Consider the following 17,152-nt stretch of genomic DNA (forward strand, 5'->3'; position numbering starts at 1 on the left):
GCATGCAGAAAGAAAAACTTTCGGCTTTAATGGATGGTGAAACGCTGGATAACGAACTGCTCAACGAGCTGAGTCGTTCTTCTGAGATGCAAAAAACCTGGGAGAGTTACCACCTTATCCGCGATACGCTGCGTGGCGATACCGCAGAGGTGCTGCAATTTGATATCTCCGCCCGGGTGATGGCCGCCATTGAAAATGAGCCCGTTCGTCAGACGGCGCCGCTTATTCCTGAATCTCAGCCCGCACCACACCAGTGGCGGCAGATGCCGTTCTGGAACAAAGTGCGTCCGTGGGCCAGCTCACTGACCCAGATGGGCGTTGCCGCCTGCGTATCGCTTGCGGTTATCGTCGGCGTCCAGCACTATAATGGGCAGTCTGATGCCGCTCAGCAGCCAGAGGCGCCGGTGTTCAATACGCTGCCAATGATGGGCAAAGCGAGCCCGGTAAGTCTTGGCGTACCGGCTGACGCATCAGCAGGTAGCGGCCAGCAGGCTCAGGTCCAGGAACAGCGCCGGCGGATTAACGCCATGCTGCAGGACTACGAACTGCAGCGCCGCCTGCACGCTGAGCAGCTTCAGTTTGGCCAGGCCCAGACTCAGCAGGCCGCAGTCCAGGTGCCGGGTTATCAAACTTTAGGAACGCAATCGCAGTAATGAAGCAACTTTGGTGTGCCATGTCGCTCATGGCAGGCAGTCTGTTGTTCTCTGTCAACGCCTCGGCTGATACATCGTCCGGGGCGTTGTTGCAGCAGATGAACCTGGCCAGCCAGTCCCTCAACTATGAGCTCTCGTTCGTCAGCATCAGCAAACAAGGCGTTGAGTCGCTGCGCTATCGTCACGCGCGACTGAACAATCAACCGCTGGCGCAGCTTCTGCAGCTGGACGGTCCGCGCCGGGAAGTGGTCCTGCGCGGTACGGAAATCAGCTATTTTGAACCCGGCCTCGATCCGTTCACCCTGAACGGCGACTATATCGTCGATTCGCTGCCGTCGTTGGTTTACAGCGATTTCAAACGTCTCAGCGCAGCCTATGATTTTATCTCCGTGGGCCGTACCCGTATCGCCGACCGCCTCTGCGACGTGATCCGCGTCGTGGCTCGCGACGGCACGCGCTATAGCTTTATCGCCTGGCTGGACGCTGAGACTAAGCTGCCGCTGCGCGTCGATTTACTCGACCGCGACGGTGAAACGCTGGAGCAGTTCCGGGTCGTCTCTTTCAACGTTGGCGATAACGTCAGCGCCAGCATGGAGACGCTGGCAAAAGCGAATTTGCCGCCGCAGCTGTCGGTGCCTGAAGGGGGCGACAAAGCCAACTTCAACTGGGCGCCGACGTGGCTCCCTCAGGGCATGACTGAGGTTTCCAGCAGCCAGCGTCGTCTACCCACCTTTGATGGTCCGGTAGAATCACGTCTCTATTCCGACGGTTTGTTCAGCTTCTCGATCAATATCAACCGCGCCACCGCGGCCAGCAGCGACCAGCTGTTGCGCACCGGCCGACGTACCGTCAGCACGACGGTACGCGATAACGCGGAGATCACCGTGGTGGGCGAACTGCCGCCGCAGACGGCGAAGCGTATCTCAGACAGCATTAAATTCAAGGCAGTACAATGATCAAAGAGTGGGCCACCGTGGTTTCCTGGCATAACGGCGTGGCGCAGGTGCACTGCGACGTTAAAGCCTCCTGCAGCAGTTGCGCCTCCCGCGCCGGCTGCGGCAGCCGGGTATTAAACAAGCTGGGGCCGCAGACCAGCCATACCATCAGCGTGCCCTGCGAGCAGCCGTTGACGGCGGGGCAAAAAGTGGAGCTGGGGATCGCCGAGAGCAGTCTGCTGGGTTCGGCGCTGTTGGTCTACATGGCGCCGCTGGTGGGGCTGTTTGTGATGGCGTCGATTTTCCAGGTGCTGTTTGCCAGCGATATCGCGTCACTTTGCGGCGCGCTGCTGGGCGGCGTCGGCGGGTTCCTGGTGGCGCGCGGTCTGTCGCCGCAGCTGGCAGCGCGCCAGTCGTGGCAGCCGGTGATCCTGAGCGTCGCGTTGCCGCCGGATCTGGTGCGTATCGAAACGCCTTCCTCCGACATGGGTCAGTGATTTCACTGGCCCTTATCTGTATTTACCCTTCCTGTTACAACGCCACAATTTCTGCGGTTATGCTGGATCTAACAGCATTTCCTGGTTTCAAGGATGTAGTGTAGAATGCGGCGTTTTCGGATTAAAAAACGTCAGGCACAGTACAGCGGCCTCATGATACTCGTAAGGCATAATTAACTCTAAATATGAAGAATATACGTAACTTTTCGATCATCGCTCACATCGACCACGGTAAGTCGACGCTGTCTGACCGTATCATCCAGATTTGCGGTGGCCTTTCTGATCGTGAAATGGAAGCCCAGGTTCTGGATTCCATGGATCTTGAGCGCGAACGCGGGATCACCATCAAGGCGCAGAGCGTCACCCTGGACTATAAGGCCAACGACGGTGAGACCTATCAGCTGAACTTTATCGACACCCCGGGCCACGTGGACTTCTCCTATGAAGTCTCCCGTTCCCTCGCCGCGTGCGAAGGCGCGCTGCTGGTGGTTGACGCCGGGCAGGGCGTAGAAGCCCAGACCCTGGCCAACTGCTACACCGCCATGGAGATGGACCTGGAGGTCGTTCCGGTACTCAACAAGATCGACCTGCCTGCGGCCGACCCTGAGCGCGTAGCGGACGAGATTGAAGATATCGTCGGGATCGATGCCCACGATGCGGTGCGCTGCTCGGCGAAAACCGGCGTCGGCGTGACCGACGTGCTGGAGCGTCTGGTGCGCGATATTCCGCCGCCGGAAGGCGATCCGGACGCGCCGCTGCAGGCGCTGATTATCGACTCCTGGTTCGATAACTACCTCGGCGTGGTGTCGCTGGTGCGGATTAAAAACGGCACCATGCGCAAGGGCGATAAGATCAAGGTCATGAGCACCGGCCAGGTCTATAACGCCGACCGTCTGGGCATCTTTACCCCGAAACAGGTTGACCGTACCGAGCTGAAATGCGGCGAGGTAGGCTGGCTGGTCTGCGCGATCAAAGACATCCTCGGCGCGCCGGTGGGCGATACCCTGACCGCCGCCCGCAACCCGGCAGACAAAGCGCTGCCTGGCTTTAAGAAGGTGAAACCGCAGGTGTATGCCGGCCTGTTCCCGGTGAGCTCCGATGATTATGAAGCTTTCCGCGACGCGCTGGGCAAACTGAGCCTCAACGACGCCTCTCTGTTCTACGAGCCGGAAAGTTCTACCGCGCTGGGCTTCGGCTTCCGTTGCGGCTTCCTCGGCCTGCTGCACATGGAGATCATTCAGGAGCGTCTGGAGCGTGAATACGATCTCGACCTGATCACCACCGCGCCGACGGTAGTTTACGAAGTGGAGACCACCTCCAAAGAAGTTATCTACGTCGACAGCCCGTCCAAGCTGCCGCCGCTGAATAATATTCAGGAGCTGCGCGAGCCGATCGCCGAGTGCCACATGCTGCTGCCGCAGGAGTTCCTCGGCAACGTGATCACTCTGTGCGTGGAGAAACGTGGTGTGCAGACCAACATGGTTTACCACGGTAAACAGGTGGCGCTGACCTACGAAATCCCGATGGCGGAAGTGGTGCTCGACTTCTTCGACCGTCTGAAGTCTACCTCCCGCGGCTATGCGTCGCTGGACTACAACTTCAAACGCTTCCAGGCGTCGAACATGGTACGCGTCGATGTGCTGATCAACGGCGAGCGCGTCGATGCGCTGGCGCTGATCACCCACAACGATAACGCGCCGTATCGCGGCCGCGAGCTGGTGGAAAAGATGAAAGATCTTATTCCGCGTCAGCAGTTCGACATCGCGATTCAGGCGGCCATCGGCAACCACATCATCGCGCGCTCTACCGTGAAACAGCTGCGTAAAAACGTGCTGGCGAAATGCTACGGCGGTGACGTCAGCCGTAAGAAAAAGCTGCTGCAGAAGCAGAAAGAAGGTAAGAAGCGTATGAAGCAGGTCGGTAACGTTGAACTGCCACAGGAAGCGTTCCTCGCCATTCTGCACGTTGGTAAAGACGGCAAATAACCCTAAGGAGTTGGCATGGCGAACATGTTTGCCCTGATCCTGGTGATTGCAACCCTGGTGACGGGCGTTTTATGGTGCCTGGACAAGTTTATTTTTGCACCGAAACGTCGTGAGCGTCAGGCCGCTGCTCAGGCAGCGACCGGCGAGCAACTGGACAAAAAGACGTTGAAGAAAGTCGGTCCGAAACCGGGCTGGCTGGAAACCGGCGCATCAGTTTTCCCGGTGCTGGCGATCGTTCTGGTGGTACGTTCATTCATTTATGAGCCGTTCCAGATCCCATCCGGTTCGATGATGCCGACTCTGCTGATTGGCGATTTCATCCTGGTGGAGAAATTTGCCTACGGCATTAAAGATCCTATCTACCAGAAAACGCTGATCGAGACGGGTCATCCGAAGCGCGGCGACATCGTGGTGTTTAAATATCCGGAAGACCCGCGCCTGGACTACATCAAGCGCGCGGTGGGGCTACCGGGGGATAAGGTCACCTACGATCCGATTGCCAAGCAGGTCACTATTCAGCCGGGCTGTAGCTCCGGACAGGCCTGCGGCAACGCGCTGCCGGTGACTTACTCCAACGTGGAGCCGAGCGATTTCGTTCAGACCTTCTCCCGCAGCAACGGCGGCGAGGCGAGCAGCGGTTTCTGGCAGCTGCCGAAGGGCGAAACCAAAGCCGACGGCATTCGCCTCACCGAGCGTCAGGAGACGTTGGGCGACGTCACACATCGTATTCTGATGGTGCCGATTGCTCAGGATCAGGCTGGCATGTATTACCATCAGAGCGGTCTGCCGCTGGCCACCTGGATTGTGCCGCCGGGTCAGTACTTCATGATGGGCGACAACCGGGATAACAGCGCCGACAGCCGTTACTGGGGCTTTGTGCCGGAAGCAAACCTGGTCGGAAAAGCCACCGCTATCTGGATGAGTTTTGAAAAGCAGGAAGGTGAATGGCCGACCGGTGTGCGGTTATCGCGCATTGGTGGAATTCATTAATTTCATCTGCTGAATTCACGCCGCTGCTGTTATCGCAGCGGCGTGAATTATTTAGTATTTAAATCCATTCAAACTAACGACATCCCGTGTCGTTGCGTATAGAATATCCCCCCGAAGTTTTTGGTTGTCGCTCTGCCGGGTGACACTGCACACGAAAGCGTATTGGTCTGTTTCAACTTCCTGTTTGAAGCGTATGCTCAGGTCGGTTTCGTGTGCTGCATCTTTGACGCATTCATTTATTGGTAACGCATGAACCCCATCGTAATTAATCGGCTTCAACGAAAGCTGGGCTACACTTTTCATCATCAGGAGCTGTTGCAACAGGCATTAACTCACCGCAGTGCCAGCAGCAAACATAATGAGCGCCTGGAATTTTTAGGCGACTCCATTTTAAGTTTCGTGATCGCTAACGCGCTGTATCATCGCTTTCCTCGCGTGGATGAAGGCGACATGAGCCGTATGCGCGCGACGCTGGTGCGCGGCAACACGCTGGCGGAAATCGCCCGCGAGTTTGAGCTGGGCGAATGCTTACGCCTCGGGCCGGGCGAACTGAAAAGCGGCGGTTTCCGTCGCGAATCGATTCTCGCGGACACCGTTGAAGCGTTAATTGGCGGGGTTTTCCTCGACAGCGATATTCAGAACGTTGAACGCTTAATTCTCTCCTGGTACCAGACTCGTCTGGACGAAATCAGCCCGGGCGATAAGCAAAAGGATCCGAAGACGCGTCTGCAGGAGTATCTGCAGGGTCGTCATCTGCCGCTGCCGTCCTACCTGGTGGTCCAGGTGCGCGGCGAAGCGCACGATCAGGAATTTACTATCCACTGCCAGGTCAGTGGCCTGAGTGAACCGGTGGTTGGCACAGGTTCCAGCCGTCGTAAGGCGGAGCAGGCTGCCGCCGAACAGGCGCTGAAAAAGCTGGAGCTGGAATGAGCGAAGAAAAAAGTTATTGTGGGTTTGTCGCCATCGTGGGTCGTCCAAACGTTGGCAAATCCACGCTGTTGAATAAGCTGCTTGGGCAGAAGATCTCGATCACCTCCCGTAAAGCGCAGACCACCCGTCACCGCATCGTCGGCATCCATACCGAAGGGCCGTATCAGGCGATTTACGTCGATACTCCGGGCCTGCATATGGAAGAGAAGCGCGCCATTAACCGCCTGATGAACAAAGCGGCCAGCAGCTCGATTGGCGATGTTGAACTGGTCATCTTCGTGGTGGAAGGCACCCGCTGGACGCAGGACGACGAGATGGTGCTCAACAAGCTGCGCGACGCGAAAGCGCCGGTGATCCTCGCGGTCAACAAGGTAGATAACGTGCAGGAAAAAGCGGATCTGTTACCGCACCTGCAGTTCCTCGCCAGCCAGATGAACTTCCTTGATATCGTGCCGATGTCGGCGGAAACGGGGACCAACGTCGACACCATCGCGGCGATCGTGCGTAAGCATCTGCCGGAAGCGATCCATCACTTCCCGGAAGATTATATTACCGATCGTTCCCAGCGCTTTATGGCCTCCGAAATCATCCGTGAAAAACTGATGCGTTTCCTTGGCGCTGAGCTGCCGTACTCCGTCACCGTGGAAATCGAACGTTTTGTGACCAACGAGCGCGGCGGTTACGACATCAACGGCCTGATCCTCGTCGAGCGTGAAGGGCAGAAGAAGATGGTGATTGGCAACAAAGGCGCCAAAATCAAAACCATCGGTATCGAAGCGCGTAAGGACATGCAGGAGATGTTTGAAGCGCCGGTGCACCTCGAGCTGTGGGTTAAAGTGAAATCCGGCTGGGCCGATGACGAGCGCGCCCTGCGCAGTCTCGGTTATGTTGACGACCTCTGAGTTAACGCAACGTGGATGGATGGCAGCGCGCCTTTGTCCTGCATAGCCGACCGTGGAGCGAAACCAGCCTGATGCTGGACGTCTTCACGGAAGAATCCGGTCGCGTGCGCCTGGTTGCCAAGGGCGCACGCTCCAAACGCTCGAATCTTAAAGGCGCTTTACAGCCCTTTACCCCCTTGCTGGTTCGCTTCGGCGGCCGCGGCGAAGTCAAAACCCTGCGCAGCGCGGAAGCTGTCTCGCTGGCGCTGCCGCTCAGCGGCATCACCCTCTACAGCGGTCTTTACGTTAACGAGCTTATCTCCCGTGTGCTGGAGCACGAAACGCGCTTCTCCGAACTCTTTTTTGACTATTTGCACTGCATTCAGGCGCTCGCTGGGACCAGCGGCTCGCCGGAGCCTGCGCTACGGCGCTTTGAGCTGGCACTGCTCGGGCACCTGGGCTATGGCGTGGATTTTCTCCACTGCGCCGGGAGCGGCGAGCCGGTGGACGATACCATGACCTACCGCTATCGCGAAGAAAAAGGCTTTATTGCCAGCCTGGTGATTGATAACAACACGTTTACCGGGCACCATTTGAAAGCGTTGGCGAGTCGCGAGTTTCCTGATGTTGATACGCTGCGCGCCGCGAAGCGCTTTACCCGTATCGCCCTGAAGCCTTATCTCGGCGGCAAACCGCTCAAGAGCCGGGAATTGTTTCGCCAGTTTATGCCCGCGCGAAAGGCGCGAGCGGATAATACGAAGAATGATTAACGAGGATTGTCATGGCTGAATTACTGTTAGGGGTCAATATTGACCATATCGCGACCTTGCGTAACGCCCGCGGCACCGCCTACCCGGATCCGGTTCAGGCGGCTTTCATTGCCGAACAGGCCGGCGCCGACGGCATTACCGTGCATCTGCGCGAAGACCGCCGCCATATCACCGATCGCGATGTGCGTATCCTGCGCCAGACGCTGCACACCCGCATGAATCTTGAAATGGCGGTCACCGAAGAGATGCTGACGATCGCCTGCGAAACCAAACCGCACTTCTGCTGCCTGGTGCCGGAGAAGCGCCAGGAAGTGACCACCGAAGGCGGGCTGGACGTCGCCGGCCAGCGCGACAAGATGCGTGATGCCTGTCAACGCCTGGCGGATGCCGGCATCCTGGTCTCCCTGTTTATCGATGCGGATGAAGCGCAGATCAAAGCGGCAGCGGACGTTGGCGCGCCCTATATCGAAATCCACACCGGCTGCTATGCCGATGCTAAAACCGACGCCGAGCAGGCGAAGGAGCTGGAACGTATTGCCAAAGCGGCCACCTATGCCGCCAGCCTCGGCCTGAAGGTCAATGCCGGCCACGGTCTGACCTATCACAACGTGAAAGCGATTGCTGCGCTGCCGGAAATGCATGAGCTGAATATCGGCCACGCGATTATTGGCCGCGCGGTGATGAGCGGCCTGAAAGAGGCGGTCGCGGAAATGAAGCGTCTGATGCTGGAAGCGCGCGGCTAATGGCCATTCTCGGGCTGGGTACCGACATCGTCGAGATCGCCCGCATCGAAGCGGTGATCGCCCGCAGCGGCGATCGCCTTGCCCGCCGGGTGCTGAGCGACCATGAATGGAGTATCTGGGAGCAGCATCAGCAGCCGGTGCGTTTCCTGGCGAAACGCTTTGCGGTCAAGGAAGCGGCGGCGAAAGCGCTGGGGACCGGGATCCGCAACGGGCTGGCCTTTAATCAGTTCGAAGTTTACAACGATGAGCTGGGCAAGCCGAAGCTGCGGCTATGGGGTGAGGCGCAACGGCTGGCGGAACGGTTGGGGGTGAGCCATATTCATGTCACGCTCGCCGATGAGCGCCATTACGCCTGCGCCACGGTGATTGTCGAAAGCTAAGCGCGACGGCGGTTAAATTTTATCTGCGTGGTGCATCAGGACGAATTTATCCCACAGCTGTTCTTCACTCTCGACGTGTGCCGGATCTTTCAGAATAGTATTCGGGATCGGGCACACCTTCTGGCAGGTGGGCGTATCGTAATGGCCCACGCATTCGGTGCAGCGGTCGCTGTTAATTTCATAAATGCTGTCACCCATCGAAATGGCCTCATTGGGGCACTCCGGCTCGCACATATCGCAGTTGATGCATTTTTTGGTAATTAACAGCGCCATCAGGAAAATCTCAGAAACAACACAAACAGGGCGGGCATTATACGCCCATTTTCTGCTCAGACCAGCTTTTTCACCAGCGCTTCGCTATGGCGAATGCGCTCCGGCGCCCGCTCCAGATCCTGCTGCACCAGCCCCATAAACAGCAGGTCGGTGAGCATCATTTGCGCGCTGGTGGAGGAGATGGCCGCGCTGCGCGTCGCCTGCTCTTCGGCGATAGTATACAGGCAGTGGGTCGCCTGCTGCTGCAGGGCGTTAGGGCTAAAGCCGGTGATCGCCAGGATCTTACAGCCGACGCGCAGCGCTTCACCGGCCGCCATATTGATCTCCCGACGCTCGCCGGAGTAAGAGATCGCCAGCAGCAGATCGTCGCTGGACATGGCCTGCACCGTCGCCAGCAGGGCGTGCATATCCTGCTCAGAGACAGCGTTGACGCCGATCTTCATCAGCTTCCAGCTAAAGTTACGCGCCACCAGGCCGGACGCGCCAATCCCGGTGACGATCACCCGCCGGGCGTTGCGCAGCAGCGTGACGGCTTCCCGCAGCGTCTCTTCAGTGTTGACGTCCAGCGAGGCATGCATGGCGGCGACATTGTCTTTGATGAGTTTCTCGCCCACCAGACGCAGCGGGTCGTCACCGCGAATGTGGTTATGTACCGGGACGGAGTGCGGATCCGGGCTGCTGGCCAGCGCTTCACTCAGCGCCAGCTTCAGCGCCGGAAAGCCTTTGAACCCCAGTTTTTGGGCAAATTTAACCACGCTGGACTGACTCACCCCGGCTTCCGCCGCCAGCTGCTGCGAGCTGAGGTGCCGGGTGTCATCGGGTTGGCTCAGAATAAAATCGGCCAACTTTTTGTCGCTCGCCGCCAGGGTGGGATAGCGCTGACGAATACGCGTTAAACAGTTCATTGGAGCTCCGCTGGAGCCGTCCGGCTCGTGACTGAAAGAATTTTTATTCGATTATAAGGGGTATACCACGAATTAAAAATTCATAAGCCACAATTTTTCCTTCGCCTGCTAATTTAATTCTTCCTTAACGGCAGGGATGTTTTCCCTCTTCATGGCATAAGACTGTTAAGCTTACCCTAACGAGAAGCGAATCCTGAGAGAAGGGGGCAGTTTGCAGCACAGTGAACGGAGAGTGGTGTTTTTCGATCTGGACGGAACCTTGCATCAACAGGATATGTTCGGCAGTTTTCTGCGCTACCTGCTGCGCCATCTGCCGCTGAACCTGCTGCTGGTGGTGGCGATGGGGCCGGCGATCCTTGCCGGGCTGGCGGTGTGCGGGCGGGCGGCGCGCTGGCCGATGAGCCTCCTGCTATGGGCGTCAACCTTTGGCCGTCGCGAGGCGGTACTGAAGCGGCTGGAAGCGGAGTTTGTCGGCTGGTTTCGTCATCATGTGACAGCGTTTCCCGTGGTTCATGCGCGGCTGACGGCCTACCTGACCAGTACCGATGCCGACGTCTGGTTGATCACCGGCTCGCCGCAGTCGCTGGTGGAACAGGTCTATCGCGATACCCTCTGGCTGCCGCGGGTGAATCTGATAGCCAGCCGCACCGCGCGCCGCTGGGGCGGCTGGGTATTGACCCTGCGCTGCCTGGGCCATGAAAAGGTGGTGCAGCTGGAGAAAAAGATTGGCGCACCGCTGCAGCTGTATAGCGGCTATAGCGACAGTGAGCAGGATAACCCGTTGCTCGGCTTTTGCCAGCATCGCTGGCGGGTCACCCCGCAGGGAGAGCTGCAGCAGCTGGAGTAATAGTGTGTAATTGATAGCTCCCATGTATAATGCGCCCCGCTTTTTCTGCTGGAGTGGCCGCTGTGTCTGACCTCGAACTCAATGATGAATACTGGATGCGTCATGCCCTGACGCTGGCGAAGCGCGCCTGGGAAGAGGGCGAGGTGCCGGTGGGCGCGGTACTGGTGCATAACAATCAGGTCATTGGCGAGGGCTGGAACCGGCCGATAGGCCGTCACGACCCTACCGCCCATGCGGAAATTATGGCCTTACGCCAGGGCGGACTGGTGCTGCAAAACTACCGCCTGATCGACGCCACGCTGTACGTTACCCTCGAGCCCTGCGTGATGTGCGCGGGGGCGATGGTGCACAGCCGTATCGCCCGCCTGGTGTTTGGCGCCAGGGATGCCAAGACCGGCGCCGCCGGCTCGCTGATGGATGTTCTGCACCACCCGGGAATGAACCATCGGGTTGAGATTAGCGAAGGCGTGCTGGCGGAGTCCTGCTCTGCCATGCTGAGCGACTTCTTCCGCTGGCGGCGGGAAGAGAAAAAAGCGCTGAAGAAAGCCCGGGAGCAGAACGGGGAAAGTTAATACAGGTGGCCCGGGAGTTTCATCCGGGCATTATCCATCTGTTTATCGGCGCGAAACTTGAAAAAGGGCAGGGTGGTCTCCTGCGGCTGTTCGAGCTCATTGGGGAGCACGGCCGGGTAATCTTCCGCCAGGGCCAGCGTTTGCTGCTGCTGGCGCTCCTTCTCTGACAAATAGCCGACAAGGCTTATCTGATATTTGCGGATGTTTTCCACATAGGCGTAGGCCTCATGGCCGCGGGCATAGCCGTATTTTAGTTTGCTGTAATAGGGTTTCTGGCTCAGCAGCGGTAAACGCAGCTTAACGTCCGCCCAGCTGTTAGGATTGCCTTTCTGTTTGCGGGTGAGCGCCATGGCGTCCAGTATATGGGCATAGCCCATATTGTAAGCGGCCAGCGCAAACCAGATGCGTTCATCTTTCGGGATCGAATCCGGCACTTTATCCATCATATCCTGTAGATAGCGCATGCCGCCGTCGATACTCTGCGCCGCATCGGTCCGGTCAGTCAGCCCCAGACTTTGCGCCGTATTGCGCGTGAGCATCATCATGCCGCGCACGCCGGTAGGAGAGGTGGCCTGTGGATCCCAGTGGGATTCCTGCCAGGCGATGGCGGCCAGCAGGCGCCAGTCGATCTCGCGGGCGTACTTTTCAAACAGCGGCTGCACCTCCGGAAGAATGTTTTCCACCGCGCGCAGGAAGGTGCGGGTATCGACGTAATCAAAATCGTTGCCGTGGCCGAGGTACTTCTCCTCCAGGCGCGCCAGGGTGCCGTCTTCATTGATGTTGTTGAAGAAATCAAGCATCGCCGCCGACAGGGAATTATCATCGTCCCGGGCGCTGAACCAGGTGACCGGCTGTTCGTCGGTGATATCGAGGGCTACCGCCAGCTCCGGATGGACGCGCTGAAACAGGCTGACAGCCACCGAATCGGCGATGGTGTAATCGAGTTTGCCGTCAATCACCGCCTGCATCAGCGCCGTGGTGCCGCGTTTTTCGTCCACGCGCCAGGCAAGATCCGGGTATTTCTCGGCTTTTAAGGTCTGCAGGTCGTTGATCGCCACGTGACCCGGAGCGATGGCGAGCTGCTCGGCGGTCAGCGCCGCGAGGCTGCGCGGCCGGGTATTGCCGACGCGGTAGACCAGCTGTTGCGAAACAGAATAGTAGGTGGGGCCGGCCTGATAGTTTTTCACCCGCTCCTGGTTATAGACCAGCCCGGCAGCCAGCATATCGGCCTGACCGTCGTCGAGGTCGTCAAACAGCTGGCTGATGTTCTGCCGGACGGTTATCTTAAGCGTCACGCCGAGGTAGTCGGCAAACTGCTTCGCCAGTTCGTAGTCCAGGCCGAACGTTTTATTGTTCATGGTGGCAAAGGTCATCGGCGAGTTGATGGTGCTGATGCGCAGCTCGCCGCGAGCGATAATACCCGCCACCCGGTTCTCGGGTTTACCGGACCAGGGGATCGACGGCCACAGGGCAGCCGCCAGCAAAAGGGTGACAATGCCGATCAGCAGATAATTAATCTTTAATTTTTTCAGCGCGTTAATCTTCTGCAGCTTCAGGTTCCTCAGCAGGCGATGTCCGGAAAAAACGCAAGGTTGTCGTCGAATGAGCGGCATTCTGCTTAAGAATGCGCCAGTTGGCAACTTATTCGCGATAGGCGTCACATTTATTGATAAACAGCATCAATGATTTTATTTCTACGCAAACGGTTTCGTCGGGGCGCAGGATTCACTATAATGACGCCCGTTTCCCCCCCTGGCTCACCCTGAAAGCTTCGAAGACGAGAGACTTATGATGGAAATTTTGCGTGGTTCACCTGCACTGTCGGCATTCCGTATTAATAAACTGCTGGCACGATTTCAGGCGGCCAACCTTCCGGTAAGCGCCATATACGCCGAGTATATTCATTTTGCCGATCTGAACGCCCCGCTGAGCGCTGACGATCGCGAGCGCCTGGCGCGACTGCTTAAATATGGCCCGAGCTTAAACAGCCATACCCCGACCGGTAAATTACTGCTCGTGACCCCTCGCCCTGGCACCATCTCTCCCTGGTCTTCTAAAGCTACCGATATCGCCCATAACTGCGGCCTGGCTCAGGTTGTGCGTCTGGAGCGCGGCGTGGCGTATTATGTTGAAGCCTCGACCCTGAGCGAAGCGCAGTGGACCGCGGTGGCGGCGGAACTGCACGACCGCATGATGGAGAGCGTCTTCGACGCGCTGGAAGCGGGCGAAAAGCTGTTCGCTCACCATCAGCCGACGCCGGTGACCAGCGTTGACCTGCTGGGCGAAGGGCGTCAGGCGCTGATTGACGCCAACCTCCGTTTGGGTCTGGCGCTGGCAGATGACGAAATTGACTACCTGCAGGACGCGTTTACCCGTCTGGGACGCAATCCGAACGACATCGAGCTGTACATGTTCGCCCAGGCGAACTCAGAGCACTGTCGCCACAAGATTTTCAACGCCGACTGGATCATCGACGGCGAACAGCAGCCGAAGTCGCTGTTCAAAATGATCAAAAACACCTTCGAAAAAACGCCGGACTACGTCCTGTCGGCCTATAAAGACAACGCCGCGGTGATGGAAGGGTCTGAAGTGGGGCGCTATTTTGCCGACCACCAGACCGGGCGCTACGACTTCCATCAGGAGCCGGCGCACATTCTGATGAAGGTGGAAACCCATAACCACCCGACGGCCATCTCCCCATGGCCGGGCGCGGCAACCGGCTCCGGCGGCGAGATCCGCGATGAAGGCGCCACCGGCCGCGGCGCGAAGCCGAAAGCGGGTCTGGTGGGCTTCTCGGTTTCCAACCTGCGCATCCCGGGCTTCGAACAGCCGTGGGAAGAAGATTTCGGGAAACCGGATCGCATCGTCACCGCCCTGGACATCATGACCGAAGGCCCTCTGGGCGGCGCGGCGTTTAACAACGAATTTGGTCGTCCGGCGCTGAACGGCTACTTCCGCACCTATGAAGAGAAAGTCACCAGCCATAACGGCGAAGAGCTGCGCGGCTACCACAAACCGATCATGCTGGCCGGCGGTATCGGCAACATCCGCGGCGAGCACGTGCAGAAGGGCGAGATTACCGTCGGCGCGAAGCTGATCGTGCTGGGCGGCCCGGCGATGAACATCGGCCTCGGCGGCGGCGCGGCGTCTTCCATGGCCTCCGGCCAGTCCGATGCCGACCTCGATTTCGCCTCCGTCCAGCGTGACAATCCGGAAATGGAGCGTCGCTGTCAGGAAGTGATTGACCGCTGCTGGCAGCTGGGCGACGCCAACCCGATCCTGTTTATCCACGACGTCGGCGCCGGCGGTCTCTCCAACGCCATGCCGGAGCTGGTCAGCGACGGCGGCCGCGGCGGTAAATTCCAGCTGCGCGATATCCTGAGCGATGAGCCAGGCATGAGCCCGCTGGAGATCTGGTGTAACGAATCGCAGGAACGTTATGTCCTGGCGGTCGCCCCGGAGCAACTGCCGCTGTTCGACGAGCTGTGCCGCCGCGAGCGCGCGCCTTATGCGGTTATCGGCGAAGCCACCGCCGAGCAGCACCTGAGCCTGAGCGACAGCCACTTTAACGATCAGCCGATCGATCTGCCGCTGGACGTCCTGCTTGGCAAAACGCCGAAAATGACCCGCGACGTGCAGACCCTGAAAGCCCAGGGCAGCGCGCTGGATCGCCAACCGATCACCATCGCCGACGCGGTTAACCGCGTACTGCACCTGCCGACGGTGGCCGAGAAAACCTTCCTCGTGACCATCGGCGACCGCACCGTGACCGGCATGGTCGCTCGCGACCAGATGGTCGGCCCGTGGCAGATCCCGGTGGCCAACTGCGCGGTAACCACCGCCAGCCTCGACAGCTACTACGGCGAAGCGATGGCGATGGGCGAGCGCGCCCCGGTTGCTCTGCTGGACTTCGCCGCCTCCGGTCGTCTGGCGGTTGGCGAAGCGCTGACCAACATCGCCGCCACGCAGATTGGCGAGCTGAACCGCGTGAAGCTGTCGGCTAACTGGATGGCCGCTGCCGGCCACCCGGGCGAAGACGCTGGCCTGTATGAGGCGGTGAAAGCGGTGGGCGAAGAGCTGTGCCCGGCGCTGGGCCTGACCATTCCGGTCGGCAAAGACTCAATGTCGATGAAAACCCGCTGGCAGGAAGGCAGCGAGCAGCGTGAGATGACCTCTCCGCTGTCGCTGGTGATCTCCGCCTTCGCCCGTGTCGAAGATGTTCGTCATACCGTCACGCCGCAGCTCTCGACGGAAGATAACGCCCTGCTGTTGATCGACCTCGGTAAAGGGCACAACGCGCTGGGCGCGACGGCGCTGGCGCAGGTCTATCGCCAGCTCGGCGACAAGCCGGCTGACGTGCGCGATGTCGCGCAGCTGAAAGGCTTCTGGGATGCGATGCAGGCCCTGGTGGCGCAGCGTAAACTGCTGGCCTACCACGACCGCTCCGACGGCGGCCTGCTGGTCACCCTGGCGGAAATGGCCTTTACCGGCCACTGCGGTGTGGAGGCGGATATCGCCGCGCTGGGCGACGACCGTCTGGCGGCGCTGTTCAACGAAGAGCTGGGGGCGGTGATCCAGGTCCGCGCCGCAGACCGTGAGGCGGTGGAAGCCATTCTGGCGGTTAACGGTTTGGCGGACTGTGTGCATTACCTCGGTAAAGCGGTCGAGGGCGATCGCTTCGTGCTGACCGCCGGCGGTCAGACGGTGTTTAGCGAAAGCCGCACCACGCTGCGCATGTGGTGGGCGGAAACCACCTGGCAGATGCAGCGTCTGCGCGACAACCCGGCCTGCGCCGATCAGGAGCACGAGGCGAAAGCCAACGACGCTGATCCGGGCCTCAATGTGAAGCTCTCGTTTGATATTAATGACGATGTCGCCGCACCGTACATTGCCACCGGCGCGCGTCCGAAAGTGGCCGTCCTGCGCGAGCAGGGGGTCAACTCTCACGTTGAAATGGCGGCGGCCTTCCATCGCGCCGGCTTTGACGCCATTGACGTGCATATGAGCGACCTGCTGGCGGGCCGCACCGGTCTCGGCGATTTCCATGCCCTGGTGGCCTGCGGCGGCTTCTCCTACGGCGACGTGCTGGGGGCAGGTGAAGGCTGGGCGAAGTCGATTCTGTTCAACGAGCGCGTGCGCGATGAGTTCGCGACCTTCTTCCATCGTCCGCAGACCCTGGCGCTCGGCGTGTGCAACGGCTGTCAGATGATGTCCAATCTGCGCGAGCTGATCCCGGGCAGCGACCTGTGGCCGCGCTTTGTGCGCAACCACTCTGACCGCTTTGAAGCGCGCTTCAGCCTGGTGGAAGTGACGCAAAGCCCGTCTCTGCTGCTGCAAGGCATGGTTGGCTCACAGATGCCGATTGCGGTCTCCCACGGCGAAGGTCAGGTGGAAGTGCGCGACAGCGCGCATCTGGCCCAGCTGGAGAGCAAAGGCCTGGTGGCGCTGCGCTTCGTGGATAACTTCGGCAAAGTGACCGAAACCTATCCGGCGAACCCGAACGGTTCCCCGAACGGTATCACCGCCGTGACCAGCGAAAGCGGGCGCGCGACCATCATGATGCCGCACCCGGAACGCGTCTTCCGCACCGTAAGCAACTCCTGGCACCCGGAAAACTGGAGCGAAGACAGCCCGTGGATGCGTATCTTCCGCAATGCGCGTAAACAGCTGGGTTAATTTTCCCGCAGCGTGTCACGCGAACGTATCGGCCCCCTGCTCAGGCAGGGGGCTTTTTTTATCTGTGACGGCCAGCACGCCAGGGTGTCGGGAATCACCGACAACCGGCATATTG

At 59.2% G+C, this 17,152-nt stretch carries 16 protein-coding genes; 13 read left to right on the plus strand and 3 right to left on the minus strand.

Translation table 11 applies throughout. The features are described from left to right. The first annotated feature begins 2 nt into the window (after positions 1-2). From rseA to acpS, 10 genes are all read left to right on the plus strand, one after another. Positions 3-653: an anti-sigma-E factor RseA gene (gene rseA, locus ABLU50_RS04965; protein ID WP_004201820.1), complete on the plus strand. Its 651-nt coding sequence runs from the start codon at positions 3-5 to the stop codon at positions 651-653. Further along, positions 653-1,609 carry a sigma-E factor regulatory protein RseB gene (gene rseB / locus ABLU50_RS04970; protein ID WP_004201821.1) on the plus strand — a complete coding sequence of 319 codons (957 nt, stop codon included), beginning with the start codon at positions 653-655 and terminating at the stop codon, positions 1,607-1,609. Before rseA ends, rseB begins: the two co-directional genes overlap by 1 nt. Beyond that, entirely contained in the window at positions 1,606-2,085 is a 480-nt protein-coding gene (gene rseC, locus ABLU50_RS04975) for a SoxR-reducing system protein RseC (RefSeq protein WP_004201822.1), read from the plus strand. Before rseB ends, rseC begins: the two co-directional genes overlap by 4 nt. 185 nt (positions 2,086-2,270) lie before the next feature. Continuing rightward, positions 2,271-4,070 (plus strand): translation elongation factor 4, encoded by a 1,800-nt coding sequence (gene lepA, locus ABLU50_RS04980; RefSeq protein WP_004201823.1) that lies wholly within the window; start codon positions 2,271-2,273, stop codon positions 4,068-4,070. A gap of 15 nt (positions 4,071-4,085) precedes the next feature. Further along, a complete protein-coding gene (gene lepB, locus ABLU50_RS04985) occupies positions 4,086-5,060 on the plus strand; it encodes a signal peptidase I (protein WP_004201827.1) in 975 nt (324 codons plus the stop codon). Between the two features lie 249 nt (positions 5,061-5,309). Next, on the plus strand, positions 5,310-5,990 hold the full coding sequence (rnc, locus tag ABLU50_RS04990; protein ID WP_002914065.1) for a ribonuclease III: 681 nt from the start codon (positions 5,310-5,312) through the stop codon (positions 5,988-5,990). Then, positions 5,987-6,892: a GTPase Era gene (gene era / locus ABLU50_RS04995; protein WP_017900415.1), complete on the plus strand. Its 906-nt coding sequence runs from the start codon at positions 5,987-5,989 to the stop codon at positions 6,890-6,892. The genes rnc and era overlap by 4 nt, the downstream gene beginning before the upstream one ends. Positions 6,893-6,903: 11 nt before the next feature. Continuing rightward, positions 6,904-7,641: a DNA repair protein RecO gene (gene recO, locus ABLU50_RS05000; RefSeq protein WP_064183412.1), complete on the plus strand. Its 738-nt coding sequence runs from the start codon at positions 6,904-6,906 to the stop codon at positions 7,639-7,641. Positions 7,642-7,652: 11 nt separating this feature from the next. Beyond that, on the plus strand, positions 7,653-8,384 hold the full coding sequence (pdxJ, locus tag ABLU50_RS05005) for a pyridoxine 5'-phosphate synthase (RefSeq protein ID WP_004201834.1): 732 nt from the start codon (positions 7,653-7,655) through the stop codon (positions 8,382-8,384). Beyond that, positions 8,384-8,764 (plus strand): holo-ACP synthase, encoded by a 381-nt coding sequence (gene acpS / locus ABLU50_RS05010; RefSeq protein ID WP_004201835.1) that lies wholly within the window; start codon positions 8,384-8,386, stop codon positions 8,762-8,764. Before pdxJ ends, acpS begins: the two co-directional genes overlap by 1 nt. A gap of 12 nt (positions 8,765-8,776) precedes the next feature. Here acpS and ABLU50_RS05015 read toward each other — a convergent pair whose 3' ends face one another. Continuing rightward, positions 8,777-9,037 (minus strand): YfhL family 4Fe-4S dicluster ferredoxin, encoded by a 261-nt coding sequence (locus ABLU50_RS05015; RefSeq protein ID WP_004144350.1) that lies wholly within the window; start codon positions 9,035-9,037, stop codon positions 8,777-8,779. Between the two features lie 56 nt (positions 9,038-9,093). Next, on the minus strand, positions 9,094-9,942 hold the full coding sequence (locus tag ABLU50_RS05020) for a MurR/RpiR family transcriptional regulator (protein WP_004201837.1): 849 nt from the start codon (positions 9,940-9,942) through the stop codon (positions 9,094-9,096). A gap of 211 nt (positions 9,943-10,153) precedes the next feature. Between ABLU50_RS05020 and yfhb the strand changes: the two genes are divergently transcribed. Continuing rightward, the gene (gene yfhb / locus ABLU50_RS05025) at positions 10,154-10,789 is read left to right on the plus strand and encodes a phosphatidylglycerophosphatase C (protein WP_017900418.1); all 636 of its coding nucleotides are present in this window, start codon (positions 10,154-10,156) and stop codon (positions 10,787-10,789) included. A 62-nt stretch (positions 10,790-10,851) separates the two neighbouring features. Further along, positions 10,852-11,361 (plus strand): tRNA adenosine(34) deaminase TadA, encoded by a 510-nt coding sequence (gene tadA / locus ABLU50_RS05030; protein WP_023318886.1) that lies wholly within the window; start codon positions 10,852-10,854, stop codon positions 11,359-11,361. Here the strand turns inward: tadA and mltF are convergent. Then, the gene (gene mltF, locus ABLU50_RS05035) at positions 11,358-12,974 is read right to left on the minus strand and encodes a membrane-bound lytic murein transglycosylase MltF (protein ID WP_087832026.1); all 1,617 of its coding nucleotides are present in this window, start codon (positions 12,972-12,974) and stop codon (positions 11,358-11,360) included. The two genes, tadA and mltF, sit on opposite strands and share 4 nt — an antisense overlap. A gap of 175 nt (positions 12,975-13,149) precedes the next feature. Between mltF and purL the strand changes: the two genes are divergently transcribed. Then, on the plus strand, positions 13,150-17,037 hold the full coding sequence (gene purL, locus ABLU50_RS05040; RefSeq protein ID WP_087832027.1) for a phosphoribosylformylglycinamidine synthase: 3,888 nt from the start codon (positions 13,150-13,152) through the stop codon (positions 17,035-17,037). The last annotated feature ends 115 nt before the right edge of the window (positions 17,038-17,152 follow it).

It is taken from the genome of Klebsiella sp. GG_Kp173, assembly GCF_040062415.1.
In the GTDB taxonomy this organism is placed as follows: Bacteria; Pseudomonadota; Gammaproteobacteria; order Enterobacterales; family Enterobacteriaceae; genus Klebsiella; species Klebsiella quasipneumoniae.